Origin of the sequence: Micromonospora sp. SL4-19 (assembly GCF_047921475.1) — a bacterium.
In the GTDB taxonomy this organism is placed as follows: Bacteria; Actinomycetota; Actinomycetes; order Mycobacteriales; family Micromonosporaceae; genus Micromonospora.
Map to the genome: position 1 here is coordinate 248,316 of NZ_JBLROB010000004.1, position 17,088 is coordinate 265,403.

A 17,088-nucleotide genomic window follows, 5' to 3' on the forward strand; every position below is an offset into this window, starting at 1 on the left:
TCCAGGCTGGTCGCAGTGCCAGAGGGGAAGGTGGATCCATGACCGACCACGAGACCGACCCGCAGCGGTCGCCGGCTCCCGCCGACGCCGAGCCGTCGCACCCCACCGCCGAGCTGCCCCGCACCGGGAGCGTGCCCTCGGACTACGCCACCCCCACTCCGGCCGCCACGCCGGTTCCGGCCGACTCCCCGGCCGCCGGGACCGCCGCCCCGACCGTCCCTGACGCAAGCCGCGTCGACGCGCCGGCCGACGCCGGCCGCACCGATGTGCTGGCCGACGCGGGCCGCACCGATGTGCCGGCGGACGCCGTTCGCACCGATGCCCCGGCCCACCCCGACAGCCCGTACGCGCGGCCGACGGCACCGCCGCCCGCGCCGCCGTACCCGGTCTCGGGGCAGCCGCAGCAGCCCGGCCCCTGGTACGGGGGGCAGCAGCACAGCAGCGGCTGGGCCGCCGGCGCGCACCACGGCGCCGGCTACCCGACGCCCGCCGGCGGGCCGGTCCCGCCGTACCAGCACCACCAGCCGTATCCCGGCGCGCAGCCGCACCAGCCCGGCCAGCCGGTCCCGCCATGGGGCCCGCAGCCGCAGGCGCGCCCGAGCCGGGCGGGGAAGTTCATCGGCGTGGGGGCCCTCGCCCTGGCGCTGATGCTCGGCTCCGGGGTGGCCGGCGGTGCGCTCGCGCTCGCCCTGGGTGACTCGGGCACCACCATCACCCGCACCTACTCGGCGGCGCCCGTGATCAACGGTGCCGACCTGCCGAAGATCGCCGCCTCCGTCCAGGACAGCGTGGTGTCGATCATGACGGACAGCGGTGAGGGCTCCGGGGTGATCCTCAGCGCCGACGGGTACGTGCTGACCAACAACCACGTGGTCGCCTCCGCCAGCGGCGACACGGTGAAGGTGGTCTTCGCCGACGGCAAGATCGCCCAGGCCAAGATCGTCGGCACCGACCCCAAGACTGACCTCGCGGTGGTCAAGGCCGACGGGGTGAGCGGCCTGAAGGCGGCCAAGTTCGGCGACAGCGACGCGATGCAGGTCGGCGACCAGGTCCTCGCCCTGGGCAGCCCGCTCGGTCTCCAGGGCTCGGTCACGGCCGGCATCCTCAGCGCCCGCGACCGCACCATCCAGGCCGGCGAAGGCGGCCAGCAGCAGATGGACCCGCGGCAGGGCGCCAGCTCGATCTCGGGCCTGCTCCAGACCGACGCCCCGATCAACCCGGGCAACTCCGGCGGCGCGCTGGTCAACACCCGGGGCGAGGTGATCGGCATCAACACCGCCATCGCCACCGCCGGACAGGGCAGCAACGGCAACATCGGCGTCGGCTTCGCCATCCCGAGCAACAAGGCCAAGGACGTCGCCGGGAAGCTCCAGCGCGGCGAGAAGGTCAGCCACCCGTCGCTCGGGGTCAGCGTGAACGCCGCCGAGGACGGTGGCGCGCTGATCGCCGCGGTCACCCCGGGCAGCGCCGCCGAGAAGGCCGGGCTCCAGCGCGGCGACGTGATCACCAGCTTCGGCGGCAAGGTGATCAAGGATTCGAACGACCTGGTGGGCGCCGTCCAGTCGGGCAAGGTCGGCGACCGGGTCGACGTGCAGTTCAAGCGGAACGGTTCGACCCAGACGGCAACCGTGACGCTCACCGAAACGTCATAACGAATACAGACCTGCCTCCTCCACTGGCGGCGGGTGACGGAGCCAAGGGGGTTGGCGCCGTCACCCGCCGCCGCTTTCGTGTCCCACCCGGTTCGGGTGAGCCCGGCTCACCCGGTCCGGCGGCACCCTCGACGGACCGGGAACCGCACGGGAGGGGACGCCATGACGACCACCGCCGCCGTCCGAACCGATCAGGAGATCCAGCGGGACGTGCTCGCCGAGCTCGACTGGGACGCGCAGACCCGGCCGACCGAGATCGGCGTGACCGTCGCCGCTGGCGTGGTGACGCTGACCGGCCAGGTGGACAGCTACGCCCGGCGCTGGGCGGCCGAGCGCTGCGCGCACCGGGTACGGGGAGTCCGGGCCGTCGCCAGCGACCTCGAGGTACGGCTGCCGGCGATCGAGGAGCGTACCGACGCCGACATCGCCATCGCGGCCAGCCGGGCGCTGGAGTGGGACAGCTTCGTCCCCGCCGAGCGGCTGGACGTGACCGTCGCCGACGGTTGGGTCATGCTCCGCGGTGAGGTGGAGTACGGGTTCCAGCGGCGTACGGCCGAGCGGGAGCTGCGCCGGCTGCGCGGCGTACGCGGGGTCACCAACCTGGTCGAGGTGAGTCCGCCCACCCCCTCCAGCGACGAGCAGAACCGCCGTGACCTGCAGCGGGTGCTGTTGCGGCGGACCGGGACGGAACGGATCGAGGTGCACTTCACCGGGGACACCGTGGTGCTCGACGGGGTGGTCCGCTCCTGGTGGCAGCGGGAGGAGGCGGAGCGGGCCGCCTGGGCCGCCCCGGGGGTGCGCGAGGTGCACGACCGGATCGTGGTGGCCGGCTGAGCCCGTTTACCGCCAGCCCCGCCGGGAAAGCGTCGCCGATCACGTACGCCAGGGACCACTCGGGGAGGACTCGTGGCCGTGAACCACCAGCCGTCGGACCGCTCGCGGGCACGGCCGTTGCGGATCGCGATGGTGGTGCCCCCGTGGCTGTCGGTGCCGCCGCCTGGCTACGGCGGCCTGGAACATGTGGTGGCTGGGCTGGTGGACGCACTGGTCGACCACGGTCACGCGGTGACCGTCTTCGGCACCGGCCGGGACCACGGCACCGCCGCCGATTTCGTCTCCACCGGTTCGGAACTCCAGTACGACCGGCTGGGCGAGTCGCTGCCCGAGCTGGCTCACCTGGCCCGGGTCAACCACCTGATCGACCCCGCCGACTTCGACGTGATCCACGACCACACCACGATCGGCCCGCTGGTCGCCGGCCGTCGGGCGGTGCCCACCGTGGCCACCGTGCACGGCAACCCGGTGGGGGAGTACGGCACGGTGCTCAGCGACACCGACCACGGGGTGGGCCTGGTGGCGATCTCGCACGCCCAGCGCCGGGCGAACCCCGGGCTCCCCTGGGTGGGAACGGTGCACAACGCGATGCCGCTGCGGGACTTCCCGCGCAAGCGGGCACCGGGGCACGGCCCGGTGCTCTGGCTCGCCCGGTTCAGCCCGGACAAGGGCCCCGACCTGGCGATCCACGCCTGTCGGGTGGCCGGCCTGCCGCTCACCCTGGCCGGCAAGTGCAACGAGCCGGCCGAACGCCGCTACTTCGAGCAGGTGGTCGAGCCGCTGCTGGACGACGACGTGAGCCTGGTGCTGAACGCCGACCGGGAGGCGGCCCTGCGGCTGCTGCTCGACGCCCGGTGCCTGATCATGCCGATCCAGTGGGAGGAGCCGTTCGGCATGGTGATGGTGGAGGCGATGGCGACCGGTACGCCGGTGGTGGCCCTGCGCCGGGGCGCCGTACCGGAGCTGGTCCGCCCCGGGCTGACCGGGCTGGTCTGCGACCACCCGGACGAGCTGCCGGCCGCGCTGCGCGAGTCGTCACGCCTGGACCCGGCCGACTGCGTGGCGCACGTCGCGGAGAACTTCTCCGTGGAGCGGATGGCCCTCGGCTACGAGTCGGTGTACCGCAGCTTCCTGGCCAGTCGGGCGGTACGGCTCGGACAGCGGGAGCCCGCCCGGATCACCGCCCACTGATCGATCAGGCCCGGACCGTCAGCTGGGCGGCGGCGGCGTCGAGCTGTTTCGCGTACGCCGGGCTGATGCTGCCCTCGCGCTGTCGCTCGCCGATCTTCGTGCGGAGCCCGTCCACCGCGGTGGTCAGCGCGTCCTCGCCCGTCGCGGCGGTGGCGGTGCGCAGCAGGTTGCGCAGATCGACGCCGACGTCGTCGCGGATCTGGCCGGCGGCCAGGCCCGCCTCGATCAGCCCGTCCACCCGGCTGGCCGCCTCGACCAGGCCGCCGCCCGGCGGCACCTGCGGGGCGCCGCTGGTCGCCGAGGCCGATCGGGTCGGGCTGGGCGGCGGTGGCGTCCACGCCGTGCCACGGCTCGACGGCGCCGCGGAGGGGATCACCAGCGGTCCGGCCGTCGGCAGCCCCCCCGGGGACGGCTGCCGGTCCGGGAGCAGGCTGGACGCCAGCAGCGCGGCGGCGGCGACCACCAGCACGCCGGCCGCCACCAGGGGCAGCAACCGCCGGTTGCCGGTCCGCCGACGCGGGCCGTCCGCACCGGGCGCCGGTGGGGCAGCGGCGCCCGCGCCAGGCTCGGCGGCGCCCGCGCCAGGTGGGACGGCGGCGCCCGTGCCGGGTGAGACGGCGGCACACCCGTCGGGCTCGGCGGAGGAGGAAATGGCCTGCCCCGGCCCGGACCTGGGCGACCCCGGGGTGGCCGGCGCCGGCAGGGTCACCGCCGGAGCCAGCACGGTGGCGGCCTGCGCGTCGGCGGGCCGGAGATGGTCGCGCAGCGCGGCGGCCACCTGGCGCGCGGTGGGCCGACGGCGCGGGTTGCGGGCCAGGCAGCGCAGGCAGACGTCCGCGACCGGTGCCGGCAGGCCGGGTAGGTCGTCCAGCGTCGGTGGCTCGGCCTCGGCCAGCGCCACACCGAGCTGCTCCCAGGTGTCCGCCGGGTACGGCGTCTGGCCGGTCAGCGCCTCGAAGAGCAGTACGCCGAGCGAGTACACGTCGGTGGCGGGCTGGGCCGGCGCCCCGTCCAGCCGCTCCGGCGCGACGTAGGCCGGGGTGCCGAAGGTGCCGCCGTCCTCGTCCTCGTCGGGGGCGCCGACCCGGGTGGCGATGCCGAAGTCGAGCACCTTGGCGCCGACCCGGGTCATCATCACGTTCGCCGGGGTGATGTCCCGGTGCACGATGCCGAGCCGGTGCGCCGCGGCCAGCGCCTCGGCCACCTGAGCGCCGACCGCCACCGCCTCCGGCCAGGGCAGCGGGCCCTCGGTCAGCCGGTGTTCCAGCTCCTCGCCGCTGAGCAGCTCCATCACCACGAACGAGGTGATGCTGCCGTCCGGTGCCACCGCCTCGCCGTAGTCGTGCACGGCGGTGACATGTGGGTGCACCAGTTGGGCGGCGGAGCGGGCCTCCTCGCGCACCATGTCCCGGAACCGGGCGTCGGCGGCGAGCGAGGGGGCGAGCACCTTCAGCGCGACGATCCGGTCCAGCACCTCGTCCCGGGCACGCCAGATCACCGACATGCCGCCGGCCCCGATCCGGTCGATGAGCCGGTACCTGCGGGCCAGCAGGCTGCCGGCCTGCAGTGACGCCGTCACATCGCACCTGCCTGGCTTGGGAGCGGTTTCAGGTTGCGGGAACGTGTCCGGCATGTCAACGGGTGTCCGGTCCGGGGAGCCGCCCCACACGCGTCGGCGACCGCCACCGGTTGACGGGCCCGCCCTGCCGACCGGCTACCGGCGGGGCGCCTGCGGGCCGCGTGCCAGGATGAACGCCATGGCAGGCGGTCCGGTGGCGTTCGTGCTCGGTGGCGGGGGAGTGCTCGGCGCGGTCGAGGTGGGCATGCTTCGTGCCCTGTTCCGGGCCCGGATCCGGCCCGACCTCGTGCTCGGCACCTCGATCGGCGCGGTCAACGGCGCCCTGGTCGCCGCCGACCCGACCGAGGCGGTCACCGACCGGCTGGTCCGCCTCTGGGCCTCCCCCGAGGCGAGCGAGGTGTACGGCGACTCGGTCGCCCGGCAGCTGCGCCGCTTCGCCGCCCGTACCCACCTGCACTCGCCCCGGCCGCTGCGCCGACTGCTGGAGAACGAGCTGGGCGAGGAGACCACCTTCGCCGATCTGAAGGTGCCGTTCCGCTGCTGCGCGGCGAACATCGAGCGCGCGGCCGAGCACTGGTTCCACAGCGGGCGTGTGGTGCCGGCGGTGCTCGCCTCCGCCTCGGTGCCGGGACTGCTGCCGCCGAAGGAGATCGACGGCCAGCACTACATCGACGGCGGGGTGGTGAACTCCATCCCGGTCGGGGAGGCCGTCGCCGCCGGAGCCAAACAGATCTTCGTCCTCCAGGTGGGGCGGATCGAGCGCGAGCTGAGCCCGCCCCGCCGACCGTGGGAGATCGCCCAGGTGGCCTTCGAGATCGCCCGCCGGCACCGGTTCGCCCGGGAGATGGCGGCCCTGCCCGACGGGGTGGAGGTGCACGTGCTGCCCACCGGGGGGCTGGAGCCGCGCGACGACAGCCCGTGGGCGTACCGCGACATCGCGGCGGTGGGACGGCGGATCAGCCGGGCGTACACCGCCTCCCGCCGCTATCTGGACACCCGGCTGGAACGCTGATGCCGCTGCCGCCACGGTGGGTACGCCGGCTGCTGCTGGCCCCCGGCGTGGTGCTGCTCGCGCTCGCCGTGGTGGCCACGCTGCCGGCCTGGGCGTTGCTGGCGCTCGCCGCCTCGCCGCTGGTGCCGGGCCGGTTGCGACCGTTGCGGCTGCTCTGGATCGGCACCGTCTACCTGGTCTGGGACGCCGCCGCGCTGCTCGCCCTCTTCGGGCTCTGGGTGGCCTCCGGCTTCGGCGCACGCAAGCGCTCACCGGCCTTCCAGCGGGCGCACTATCGGCTCGCCGGCTGGTTCCTGCGGGTGCTGTTCTGGCAGGCCCGTTGGGCGCTGCGACTGCGCATCGACGTGGTCGGCGCGGCGCTGGACGTCGCCCTGCCCGGCCGCCCCGAGCTGGTGATCTGCCGGCACGCCGGGCCCGGCGACTCGTTCATCCTGATCCACGCGCTGGTGAACTGGTACCACCGGGAACCGCGGATCGTGCTCAAGGAGAGCCTCCAGTGGGACCCGGCGATCGACGTCCTGCTCAATCGGCTGCCCAACCGGTTCATCGCGCCGGGGCCGGACGGCCGGGAGGCGGTGGTCGCGCAGATCGGCCACCTCGCCACGGACCTGGACGGCGACGACGCGTTCGTGATCTTCCCGGAGGGCGGCAACTTCACCCCCAACCGGCGGCTGCGGGCCATCGCCCGACTGCGCGCGCTCGGGCTGGAACGGATGGCGTCGCGCGCCGAGCGGATGCAGCATGTGCTCGCTCCGCAGCCGGGTGGGCTGCTGGCCGCGCTGGACGCCGCCCCGCGGGCCGGGGTCGTCTTCGTCGCCCACACCGGGCTGGACCGGATGCTCACGGTCACCGACGTGTGGCGGGAACTGCCGATGGACAAACGGATCGTGATGCGGTTCTGGTCGGTGCCGCCGGAGGAGATCCCCACCGGGCGGCAGGAACGCATCGACTGGCTCTTCGACTGGTGGGCCCGGATCGACCGGTGGATCGCGGCGAACCGGAACGGGGTCGCCGCCGGCTGAACCACTCTCGGTGCGGGTACAGCGAGCTGGCAGGAACCCCACGTATCGTGCCTTCGTGGAGCAGATCTGCGTGGTGACGACGGTGGTGGACGCCCGGCGGGTCGCGGACGTGCTGGCGGCCGCGGCCGTCGCCGGACGTGTGGCGGCGTGCGCCCAGGTCGGTGGTCAGCTGGACAGCACCTACTGGTGGCAGTCTGCGATCCAGACCACGGCCGAATGGTCCGTGCAGTTCAAGACCGCGCCGGACCGCCTGGACGCCCTGGTCGACCAGGTCCGCGCCAACCACCCGTACGAGGTGCCGGAGATCCTGGTGACCCGGGTGGAGAGCGGCAACCCCGACTACGCGGCCTGGGTGCACGAACACACCCGTCCCTAGGTACGCCTACTCTGGGCCACCCTTGCCCCCGGTCACCATGATGGCCGGGTGGAGAACAGCGGCTACCCCTGCCCCGGCTGCGGCGCCCCCGCCGATCTGGCCTCCGGTTGCCCCGGCTGCGGCCGCCCGCCGTACCCGCCGGCCGCCGAGGTGATCCGGTTGGACCGGGAGATCGTCACGCTGTCGCCGCAGGTCGAGCACGCCCTGGCCGCGTACCGGGAGCTGGCGGCCCGGCTCGGCGCGGCCCGGCAGCGTCGGGCGGAGCTGGCCACGCGGATCCGACTGGACTTCCCGCTGCCGCGCCCGGGGTCGATGCCGCCGCCGGGCCCGGTCGGGTCGGTGCCGCCGGCACGCCCGGTGCCGGCCGCCGCGGTGCCGCCCGGCGGCGCGGAGACCTCGACGCGGACCGTGCAGGGCCTCCTCTTCGTGCTCGGCGGACTGCTGCTCGGCACCGCGGCGGTGGTCTTCACCGCGGTCGCCTGGGCCGCCTTCGGGGTCGGCGGGCGGGCCCTGATCCTGCTCGGCCTCACCGCGCTCGCCCTCGCCGTGCCGCTGGTGGCGCACCGGCGCGGGCTGCGCGGCACCGCCGAGACGATCGCCGCGGTGGGGCTGTTGCTGGTGCTCCTCGACGGGTACGCCGTCTGGTCGGTGGATCTGTTCGGGGTGGCCGGCTGGCCGGGGAGCCGGTACGCCGCGCTGGTCGGGGGGATCGGCGCGGCGGTCGCGGCCGGGTACGGGCGGCTCAGCCGGCTCACCGTGCCGTGGTTCGCGGCGCTGCTGACCGCGCAACCCGTGCTGCCGCTGGCCGCGGCTGCGGCCGAACCGTCGGCCGCCGGCTGGGCGCTGGTTTTCACCGGCCTGGCGCTGGGCGACCTCGTGGTGGTGGTCGTCCTGCGGAACCGGGTCCTGCCGGTGCCGGCCGGCGACGGTCCGGTCCGGCCTCCGCTCGTTCCGCCTGGGGTGGACGACGAGGGCTGGGCCGGGGCCGCACCGCCGGTCGTCGGCGGGGAACCCGGCCGGGGCGGGGTGGCCGGTGGGGGGCCGGTCCACCCCGGGCCGGCGGCGGGGAGCGGGGGAACGGCGGCCGGTGGGGGGCCGGTCGCCGTGCCGCGGCCCGCCCCGGCCGGCCCGGTGTTCGCCGGGCTGGTGCTCGGCTGGATCGGGCACGGCGTCGCGCTCGCGGTCGCGGCGGGCTGCGCGCTGGTGCCGCTCGTGCTCGGGCGGGCGGCCGGCACCCCGCTGCTGGCCGGTGGTCCGCTGCTGGCGGTGGCGCTGGCCCTGTTCGCCGGGGCGCTGGCGGCCGGCGGCCGCGCGTACCGGATGGTCACCGCCGGGCTGCTGGTGCCGGTGCTGGCCATCGCGCTGATCCGGCCGGTCGCCGCGCTGCGGCCGGGGCTGCTGTTGGTGGCGGCCGGGCTGGTGGTGGCCGGGTCGGCGGGCGCGGTGCGTGCGCTGCCGGAGCGGCTGCGCACCGGGCCGCGGGTGGGCGCGTTCGTGGTGGTGGCCGGGCTGGGCCTGGTGGCCGCGACCCTCACGGTGGTCGTCGCCGGTGCCACCGCGCTCTCCGCGCTCCCGGCGTGGCAGGGCGCGAGGCCGGTTCCGGCCCCGTCCTGGGGTTGGCAGCTCCCGGTTGCCGTGCTGCTCACGGCCGGGGCGGTGGCGCTGCTGGTGCCCCGGGCCGTCCGGCCGGTGGTCGGGGCGATCGGTGGGGCGCTGGCCGTGCTGGCCGCGCCGGCCGCCACGGCGACCCCGTGGCCGTTGGTGCTGGCGGTCGACCTGGTCGCGGCCACCGCGCTGTCGCTCGGCGCCGTGCTCCGGCCGCGTCGGCGGCGCGCGACCGTGCTGGTTCCCGCCCTGGCCGCGGCGGTGCTCGCCGGCCACGCACTGCTGGTCGGCTGCGCCGAGCCGGCCGGGGCGGGAGGCGCACTCGCGGTGCTCGCCCTCGTCGGCCCGGCCGTCGCGGCGTGGGGCCGCCGGGGCGAGGGCGCGCAGCCGGGCGTCGCGGGCGTCGCGCTGGGCGTGGCGCTGCTCGCCGTACCGGCGGGGGTGGTGGTCGCGCTGATCGGCTTCGGCGCGCCGCCCTGGTGGCGACTGCGTGGTGCGGCCGCTGCCGTCGCGGTGCTGGTGGTCGCCGTCCACGCCGTCCGTCGACGCTGGCCCGACCTGCACCGGTACGCCTCGACCGGGTTCGCCGTCGCGCTCGCTCCGGTCGGCGTCGCGCCGCTGGTGGTGTCCGTCGCCGAGCCGGTGGCGGTCTACGCCGCGGCGGGTGTGCTGCTGGCCCTCGCCTCCAGTTGGGTTGCCCGGCCGGACGGCGCGCTGCGGGTGGTCGGCGCCGGGCTGGCCGGACTGGCGTTGCTCACCGCCGCTCCGGCGGCCCTGCGGGTGCTGCTGGAGCTGCCCGTACCGGCCTGGTCCGGGGTGCCGGTCGTGGCGCCGGCGTCGGGCGCGGCCCGTGCCGGGTCGGGGCTGCTGCTGCTCGGGGCCGCCGCCGCGGCGTACGCCCGGGTCGCGACGGCTCCAGGTCGCGGCGTGGCGTCGGATGCGCCGAGCTGGCGGCTTCCCGCGCTGGCCGCGCTCCCGTTCGGCGCGATCGCCGCGCCGGTGCTGCTGGCGGCGGCCGGCGCACCCTGGCCGGTGGTGCCCGTGGTGGCGTTCGGGAGCGGGCTGGCCGCGCTGCTGGTGGCCGCGCTCGCCCCGCGTCCGCCGCTGGCGGTCACCCTGCCGCTCGGGCTGGTGCTGGGCGTCGCCGGGCTGGGCGGGCTGCTCGCCACCCGGGCCGGGACGCTCGCCGGGCTGGGCGCGGTGGTCGTCGCGGCGGTCGTGGTCGGGGCGGCCGGGCGGCACGCCGACGCCCGGCTCGCCGGTTGGCTGGCGGCGGTCGCCGCGGCCACCGGCTTCGCGGTGACCGCGTCGTTGGCCGGCGGGCTGCCGCTGCGTACCGCCGCCTTCGCGGTGCTGGCCGTGGCGGTGCTGGCGCTGCACGGCGTGCCGCTGTTGCGCGCCCGAGCAACCCGTGCGGTGGCGCTGGAGGCGGCGGCGCAGGCGGTCGCCGTGCTGGCGCTGCTGCTCACCGGCGGCGCGTTGCGGCACGCGGCGGCGGTCTGCGCGCTGTGGGGCGCGGTCGTGGCGGTGCGAGTGGTGCGCGGGGGCGAACCGTGGACCCGGCGGTGGGTCCTGGCCGGCGTGGCCGGCGGCAGCGCACTGCTCGGCGGCTGGCTGCTGCTGGCCGGCGGTGGGGTGGTGGTGCTGGAGGCGTACACCGTGCCGGCGGCGGCGCTCGCCCTCGGCGCGGGCCTGGTGGCGCTGCGGACCCGGTCCGGCCTGAACAGCTGGCTGGCGCTCGGGCCGGGGCTCGCCGCGGCGTTGCTGCCCAGCCTGGTGTCGGTGCTGGTGGCGCCGGACGCGCAGCCGTGGCGCCGGCTGGCGCTCGGGGCCGTGGCGCTCGGCGCGGTGCTCGGCGGGGCGGCCCGGCGCTGGCAGGCACCCGTCGTGCTCGGCGCGGTCACCCTGGTCCCGCTGGCGCTACACGAGCTGGCCCGGGGCTGGGACCTGTTGCCCCGGTGGATCTACCTGGGCCTGGGCGGCCTGGCGCTGATCACCCTCGCCGCCACCTACGAGCGGCGCCGGCGTGACCTGGCCCGGCTGCGGGCCGCGGTGGGCCGGCTGCGGTAGGGATAACACCACCTGCGGCTGGGGGGTTGGCAGGATTACTGAGCGAAGTCGATCAAGGCATGCTTGGTTACGGAGAGTCGCGCCGCCGGCGTGACGCACCGACCGAGGGGACGGGTATCGGCATGACCTCATCGACGCTGACGGCACCACCGAACCGGCGGGGCAGCGACTACGCGCGGCTGTCCCGCCAGGTTGCCGCGGCGGGTCTGTTCGACCGGCGACCGGGCTGGTACGCGGTCCGGATCGTGCTCACCCTGGGCGCCTTCCTGGCCGGCTGGGTCCTGGTGGTCACGGTCGGTGACTCCTGGGCGCAGGCGCTGCTGGCGGTCGGAATGGCGGTGGCCACCACCCAGGTGGCGTTTCTCGGGCACGACGCCGGCCACCGGCAGATGTTCCGCCGGCGCGGCCCGAGCGAGTTCGCCGGCCTGATCGCCGGCAACCTCGCGGTCGGGCTGAGCTACGGCTGGTGGGTGGACAAGCACAACCGCCACCACGCCAACCCGAACCACACGGACGAGGATCCGGACGTCGGGGCGGGCGCGCTGGTGTGGTCGTACGAGCAGGCGGCGGCGACCCGTGGGCTGGGCCGGCGGCTCGCCCGGCGGCAGGCGTGGCTGTTCTTCCCGCTGCTCCTGCTCGAAGGGCTGGCGCTGCACGTGGCGAGCGTCCAGGCGCTGGTCGGCCGGGAGCCGGACGGCCGGTGGCGCACCCCGGTGCGGCACCGCGCGGTCGAGGGCCTGCTGCTCGTCGCGCACGCCGTCGGCTATCTCGGCCTGCTGTTCGCGGTGATGTCGCCCGGCAAGGCGCTGCTCTTCGTCGCGGTGCACCAGGGGCTCTGGGGGCTCTACATGGGCTGCGCGTTCGCCCCGAACCACAAGGGCATGCCGATGCCCACCGCCGAAGACGACCTCGACTTCCTGCGTAAGCAGGTGCTCACCTCGCGCAACGTGCGGGGCGGCCGGTTCGTGGACGTGGCGCTGGGTGCGCTCAACTACCAGATCGAGCACCACCTCTTCCCGAACATGCCCCGGGCCAACCTGCGGCGGGCCCGGCCGATCGTCCGGGCGTACTGCGCCGAGCAGGGCATTCCGTACGTGGAGACCGGGCTGATCGAGTCGTACCGGCAGGCCCTGACCCACCTGCACGAGGTCGGCCGCCCGCTGCGGGCGGGGTGAGCCGGCACAGACCGACGGGGGTCGATTTCCGGCGAGCGTGGACCGGCCCCGATCGGCGCTGCCGGTAGGGTCGGGCCATGACAGGGGTGCGCACCGCGGCAGCGGTGCGGAACGAGCCGGGCGGGCGGGCCCCTACCCGGCGGACCGACGACATCGTCCGGAGCGCGGCATGAGATTCGAGATCAGCAAGGTGCTGGACGCCATCGAGGGGCGGGTCTGCACCGACCCGTCGTTGGCCCGCGCCGTGGTGGACCTGGCCGAGGTGATCCGCTGGCAGGACCTGGACGGCGGCCGGCCGGCGAGCCTGCTACGGCTGGGCATGGTGATCGACGCGCTCTCCCGGCAGCTGGAGGAGGACAGCGTCCCGGTCTACGCGATCGTGCACCGGGCCCTGCTCTCCGACGCGGACCTGACCTCCAACGAGCGGATGGTGGTCCGGCGCTGGGCCGACGACGGCCTGGTCGAGGTGCTGGACCACCCCGGCGACCGGATGCTGGAGGTGGCGGACCTGCTCGGGCTGCCGGTGCTCAGCCGGGTCCGCTTCGACGGGCTGAACGGCCGCTACCCGTGGCTCGGCCAGGCCGGGCGGGTGCTCGCACCGGTGCCCGGCGCCGGTGGCCCGGTGTTCATCGCGCACGTCGGCGGCGGGCAGAGCCCGGCCTCCGGCAGCCGGTCACCGGCCGGCGGAAAACTGCTGGCCCGGCAGTGGCGCTGCCCCGAGCCCGGGTGCGCACTCTTCGGCGGCGGCGGGGGCGGCGGCGCCTTCGCCGACCTCGCCCGGGTGGATCGCGCCCCGGCGGGACAGCCGCCACCCGCCCTGCGCAACGGCGTACCGACCTGCCCCCGGCACGGTGCCCGGCTGGGTGACGCCGGACCGCGGCCGCGTACGGAGGTGCTGGCGGTGCGGATCGGCGGGCTGGTGCGGCGGCGGTTCGTGCTCACCGAGAGCCAGCCGGTGCTGGTCGGGCGGGCACCGGACTCCGTCGGCGGAGTCGTGCTCGGCCAGTGGCTCAACGACGAGGCACGGCGCTGGATCAGCCGCAGCCACGTCCGGTTCGAGCTGCGCGTCGGCGAGGTTGTCGTCACTGATACCAGCACCAACGGCTCGGGCGTGCGTCCGGGCGGCTCGATGGCCGAGCCGGACCGGATCGCGCTGGCCCCGCAGCAGTCCCGGGTGCTGGCCGAGGGCGACATCATCGAGCTCTACCCGGGCGTGCAGGTCGGCCGCGCCGACGCGCTGGCCAGCGACGCCAAGTTCAGCCCCACCTCGGTGATGGCCGAGGCCCCCACCATGGCGATGCGGCTGCCGCGTCCCTGAGGCCGACGACGAAGGGCGCCGGGACCGTCGCGGTCCCGGCGCCCTTTTCGCGTACGGGGGTCAGGCCTCCAGCACGGCGGCGAGCTGGGCCACCGCGTGGTCGATCTCCTCCTCGGTGATCACCAGCGGCGGGGCGAGGCGGATGGTCGAGCCGTGGGTGTCCTTGGCCAGGACGCCCCGCTCCATCAGCCGCTCGCAGGCCTCCCGGCCGGTCATCAGCGCCGGGTCGATGTCCAGGCCGGCCCAGAGGCCGCGGCCCCGGACGGCGACCAGGCCCTTGCCGACCAGGCCGCGCAGGCCGGCGTGCAGCCGCTCGCCCAGCTCGGCCGAGCGCCGCTGGAATTCGCCGGTGGCCAGCAGCCGGACCACCTCGGTGGCGACGGCGCAGGCCAGCGGGTTGCCGCCGAAGGTCGAGCCGTGCTGGCCGGGCTTGAGCACGCCGAGCACGTCGGCGTTCGCGGCCACCGCGGAGACCGGCACGATGCCGCCGCCGAGCGCCTTGCCCAGCAGGTACATGTCCGGCACGACACCGTCGTGGTCACAGGCGAACGTCGCGCCGGTCCGCCCGAGGCCGGACTGGATCTCGTCGGCGATGAAGAGGACGTTCCGGTCGGTGCAGACCCGGCGTACGCCCGGCAGGTAGCCCTCCGGGGGCACCACGACGCCCTGCTCGCCCTGGATCGGCTCCAGCAGCACCGCGACGGTGTTCTCGTCGATCGCGGCGGTGAGCGCCGCCAGGTCGCCGTACGGGACGACCGTGAAGCCCGGGGTGTACGGCCCGAAGTCCGCGCGGGCGTCCTCGTCGGTGGAGAAGCTGACGATGGTGGTGGTCCGGCCGTGGAAGTTCCCCTCGGCGACCACGATGTTCGCCTGGCCCGGGGCGACGCCCTTGACCTGGTAGCCCCACTTGCGGGCGACCTTGATGCCGGTCTCCACCGCCTCGGCGCCGGTGTTCATCGGCAGCACCAGCTCCTTGCCGCACAGCTCGGCCAGCTCGCGGCAGAAGTCGGCGAACTGGTCGTGGATGAACGCGCGGCTGGTCAGGGTGAGCCGGTCGAGCTGCGCGTGCGCGGCCTCGATCAGCTTCGGGTGCCGGTGGCCGAAGTTAAGCGCCGAGTAGCCGGCCAGGCAGTCCAGGTAGCGACGGCCGTCGACGTCGGTCAGCCAGGAGCCCTCAGCGGACGAGATCACCACGGGCAGCGGGTGGTAGTTGTGCGCCGTGTGGCGCTCCGCGTCCTGTACGGCGGACGGCGTCCGCAGCATGTCGTCGATGATCACTTGACTGCCTTTCCCTGACGGAGTCGCAACGTGCAGCACTTCGGTCCGCCGCCGGCCTTGCGCAGCTCGGACAGGTCGATCCCGATGGTCTCGTAGCCCCGGTCGCGCAGCTTGGCGGCGAGGTCGGTGGCCTGGGCGGGCAGCACCACGTGCCGCCCGTCGCTGACCGCGTTCAGCCCCAGCACCTCGGCGTCGGCCATGGTGGCGTGGATCGCGTCCGGGAAGAGCCGGCGCAGCACCGCCCGGCTGCCCGGCGAGAACGCCTCCGGCAGGTACGCCACGGTCCGCTCGTCGAGCACGGTGAGCGCGGTGTCCAGGTGGTAGAAGCGCGGGTCCACCAACTGCATGGTGGTCACCGGGTAGCCGAAGACCTCCTGCAACTGCGCGTGCGAGGCGTGCGCGGTGCGGAACCCGGTGCCGGCGAGCAGGTGGTCGCCGGCCAGCAGGACATCGCCCTCGCCCTCGTTGACGTGCTTCGGGTCGTACATCTCGAACCCGGCGGCCTCGAACCAGGCGCGGTAGGCGGGGGCCTCGTCCGCGCGCTGCGGGTCGCGGAACTGCACCGCCATCGCCTTGCCGTCGATCACCGTGCCGCCGTTCGCGGCGAAGACCATGTCCGGCAGGCCGGCGACCGGGTCGATCAGCTCGACCTCGTGTCCCAGGTCGACGTACGTCTGGCGGAGCTGCTCCCACTGCCGGATCGCCAGGTCGGCGTCCACCGGCGCGGTGGGGTCCATCCACGGGTTGATCGCGTAGTCGACGGCGAAGTACGTCGGCCGGCACATCAGAAAGCGCTGGCGGATGGCGTCCATCGTCATGTCGTGCTCCCAGGGGTCGGGCGCGCCCGGCCACCGTCGGCCCACGGGCTGGCGCCGTGGGTCCAACGGTATGCGGCGGGGGCCGACGACATCCACCGCAAGAAGTTGCGTTCAGCGTCTGATCGTTGCGTCTGGGTCCGACTAACCAACGGATCGTTGCGTCGACGCGGACAGAGGTCGCCGGGAGGAACGCCGAGGGGGCGGCGGACCGCCGCCCCCGACCGAGGTGCTGCCCGGCCGGTGAACCGGCAGTGCCGACCGGGCGTGCCGGCACTGCGCCGGCAAGCGGGACAGGGTTGTCAGAATCGACCGGCGAACTGTGCGTCGAGCCAGTCCCGGAACCGGCCCACCCACTCGCCGTCGGTGTTCGGCCAGTCGAACTGGCCGGTCATCGCCATGATGCCGAGCACCACCGCGCCGAGACCGACCAGGATGCCGATCAGGGCGTCGGTCTTGCCGGCCACGTGCCGGCGGCGGGTGGCGATCAGGCCGAGCACGGCGAGCACCGCGCCGGCCGCGCCGAGCCCGATGCCGTACCCGGCGAGGGTGCCGGTCAGCACGAACAGCGCGCCGGCCACCGACACGATCAGGCCGAGGGTGGCCAGCAGGCTGGCCCGGGGCTTCGGGCCGGGGGCCGTCGGGGCGGTCCGGCCGTCGACGTCGGCGCGGTCCAGCGGCCGGTCCGGCCGGCCGTCCCGGTCCAGGTCGGCGGTGCGCTCCAGGTCCGGGTCCGGATCGATCGGCGCGCGGGTGTCGCGGGTTTCCGCGCCGAGCGGCCGGCCGGCGGCGGCGGCCCGCGCCGTCGCGGCCCGGTCCGCCGCGTGCCGCTCCGCCGCGTGCCGCTCCGCGTCGGTCAGCGGCTCGCCGTCGGTGTCGGTGGCGCCGCTGCGGTACGTCGTCCGCTCCCGGTCGCGGTCGGTGGCCACCGATCGGTCGTCCACCCGGTCCGCGACGGAGTCCCGGTCACGGCCGTCGACGATCCCGTCGCCGTTCACGTCCTGAGTTCTCGCCGGGCCGTTCCGGCGGGACAAAATCTTCATGTCGATACCTCCTGATCTCCGGCGCGACGGCCCTGGCGGGGCACTGGCCGCACACGCATTGACGGTGAGGTACCCCGTGGTCGAGGAAACGACACCCGTCGACGGATCGCGCGGACTC

The 17,088-nt window shown here is 75.3% G+C and carries 13 protein-coding genes; 9 read left to right on the forward strand and 4 right to left on the reverse strand.

The features are described 5' to 3' along the window. The first annotated feature begins 38 nt into the window (after window positions 1–38). From ACNAVT_RS08960 to ACNAVT_RS08970, 3 genes are all read left to right on the forward strand, one after another. Complete coding sequence (locus ACNAVT_RS08960) at window positions 39–1,652, forward strand: trypsin-like peptidase domain-containing protein (RefSeq protein WP_416294578.1); 1,614 nt, start codon at window positions 39–41, stop codon at window positions 1,650–1,652. 162 nt (window positions 1,653–1,814) lie between these two features. Next, window positions 1,815–2,486 (forward strand): BON domain-containing protein, encoded by a 672-nt coding sequence (locus ACNAVT_RS08965; RefSeq protein ID WP_416294580.1) that lies wholly within the window; start codon window positions 1,815–1,817, stop codon window positions 2,484–2,486. Between the two features lie 129 nt (window positions 2,487–2,615). Then, window positions 2,616–3,677, forward strand: a complete 1,062-nt coding sequence (locus ACNAVT_RS08970; protein WP_416294715.1) for a glycosyltransferase family 4 protein — start codon at window positions 2,616–2,618, stop codon at window positions 3,675–3,677. Window positions 3,678–3,681: 4 nt separating this feature from the next. Here ACNAVT_RS08970 and ACNAVT_RS08975 read toward each other — a convergent pair whose 3' ends face one another. Next, on the reverse strand, window positions 3,682–5,256 hold the full coding sequence (locus ACNAVT_RS08975) for a serine/threonine-protein kinase (RefSeq protein ID WP_416294582.1): 1,575 nt from the start codon (window positions 5,254–5,256) through the stop codon (window positions 3,682–3,684). 178 nt (window positions 5,257–5,434) lie between these two features. On the opposite strand from ACNAVT_RS08975, the gene ACNAVT_RS08980 reads away from it, so the two are divergent. The 6 genes from ACNAVT_RS08980 (at window position 5,435) to ACNAVT_RS09005 (ending at window position 13,834) form a co-directional block, all read left to right on the forward strand. Next, window positions 5,435–6,268, forward strand: a complete 834-nt coding sequence (locus tag ACNAVT_RS08980; protein ID WP_416294584.1) for a patatin-like phospholipase family protein — start codon at window positions 5,435–5,437, stop codon at window positions 6,266–6,268. Then, on the forward strand, window positions 6,268–7,290 hold the full coding sequence (locus tag ACNAVT_RS08985) for a 1-acyl-sn-glycerol-3-phosphate acyltransferase (RefSeq protein WP_416294586.1): 1,023 nt from the start codon (window positions 6,268–6,270) through the stop codon (window positions 7,288–7,290). The genes ACNAVT_RS08980 and ACNAVT_RS08985 overlap by 1 nt, the downstream gene beginning before the upstream one ends. Window positions 7,291–7,345: 55 nt before the next feature. Continuing rightward, window positions 7,346–7,666: a divalent-cation tolerance protein CutA gene (cutA, locus tag ACNAVT_RS08990; RefSeq protein ID WP_416294588.1), complete on the forward strand. Its 321-nt coding sequence runs from the start codon at window positions 7,346–7,348 to the stop codon at window positions 7,664–7,666. 48 nt (window positions 7,667–7,714) lie between these two features. After that, complete coding sequence (locus tag ACNAVT_RS08995) at window positions 7,715–11,341, forward strand: SCO7613 C-terminal domain-containing membrane protein (RefSeq protein WP_416294589.1); 3,627 nt, start codon at window positions 7,715–7,717, stop codon at window positions 11,339–11,341. A 122-nt stretch (window positions 11,342–11,463) separates the two neighbouring features. Further along, window positions 11,464–12,516 carry a fatty acid desaturase family protein gene (locus tag ACNAVT_RS09000; protein ID WP_416294591.1) on the forward strand — a complete coding sequence of 351 codons (1,053 nt, stop codon included), beginning with the start codon at window positions 11,464–11,466 and terminating at the stop codon, window positions 12,514–12,516. Between the two features lie 169 nt (window positions 12,517–12,685). After that, window positions 12,686–13,834 (forward strand): FHA domain-containing protein, encoded by a 1,149-nt coding sequence (locus ACNAVT_RS09005; RefSeq protein ID WP_416294593.1) that lies wholly within the window; start codon window positions 12,686–12,688, stop codon window positions 13,832–13,834. A gap of 60 nt (window positions 13,835–13,894) precedes the next feature. On the opposite strand, the gene rocD is transcribed toward ACNAVT_RS09005, so the two are convergent. From rocD to ACNAVT_RS09020, 3 genes are all read right to left on the reverse strand, one after another. After that, the gene (gene rocD / locus ACNAVT_RS09010; protein ID WP_416294717.1) at window positions 13,895–15,109 is read right to left on the reverse strand and encodes an ornithine--oxo-acid transaminase; all 1,215 of its coding nucleotides are present in this window, start codon (window positions 15,107–15,109) and stop codon (window positions 13,895–13,897) included. Next, window positions 15,109–15,924 carry a dimethylargininase gene (gene ddaH, locus ACNAVT_RS09015; RefSeq protein WP_416294719.1) on the reverse strand — a complete coding sequence of 272 codons (816 nt, stop codon included), beginning with the start codon at window positions 15,922–15,924 and terminating at the stop codon, window positions 15,109–15,111. The genes rocD and ddaH overlap by 1 nt, the downstream gene beginning before the upstream one ends. Window positions 15,925–16,229: 305 nt before the next feature. Beyond that, the gene (locus ACNAVT_RS09020) at window positions 16,230–16,970 is read right to left on the reverse strand and encodes a thrombospondin (RefSeq protein WP_416294595.1); all 741 of its coding nucleotides are present in this window, start codon (window positions 16,968–16,970) and stop codon (window positions 16,230–16,232) included. Window positions 16,971–17,088: the final 118 nt, after the last annotated feature.